The 650-nt window shown below is 46.0% G+C and carries 1 protein-coding gene; it reads right to left on the bottom strand.

Annotation, left to right across the window (positions count from 1 at the left end; translation table 11 throughout):
- Nucleotides 1–650 (bottom strand): uroporphyrinogen-III C-methyltransferase (locus R8O11_RS28490; RefSeq protein ID WP_318195029.1); only part of this gene is annotated, 650 nt, incomplete at both ends.

Genomic DNA, 650 nt, shown 5'->3' with positions numbered 1-650 from the left:
GCCATCGCGAGTACGGAAAGTAATAAAGTTCTCAGAGAAGTCTTTCAGAGAGGTCATTAAATTATCTTGCCAGTTTGAAATGTCTTCTGATACTTCATGTTGAGCAACGACTTGGGCTTCCGGCAGTAGTGCATTTGCTAGAGGTAACTTATCTACTTGCTGCTGTAGAGCGGTTAAACGCAGAACAAGACCGTCACGGTCAATCAATGGGACAGTGCGCAGTTTGGTAATGTCGTTTGCCATCGCTTTACGCAGTTTAACTAAGCTTGGGTCGTTTAGCGCGGCAATACGTTGGTCTGCGCTTTCCATTAGTTGAGTTGCGCTTTCTACGTCATGCTCTAAGAACAGTTTACGACCAGCCAACTTCACAAGGTAATCGGCCTCTGCCAATAGCCAGTCGTTTGGACGTCGGCCTTTCACATCTGCGACGGCGAGTTGTAAACTTTCAATGCTCTTTTGTTGTTGACCAAGCACCACTTCTGCTTTGTGCGTTACTGTGGTCGCTTTCTCGATGGTTTCTTCTTTAACTTGGTTTAGCTCTTGCTTCATCGAAGCTTGCGCTTTTTCTAGTTGGTTTTGTAGCTGAGCGATTTGGGCTTGGTAATCGGCTTGTTGCTCATGAAGTTTATAAGCGAGACCACCACCGAAGA

The sequence above is a fragment of the Vibrio sp. 1288 genome (assembly GCF_033344475.1).
The sequence above is the reverse complement of the archived record's forward strand: the minus strand, read 5'-3'. Positions and strand labels throughout refer to the sequence as shown.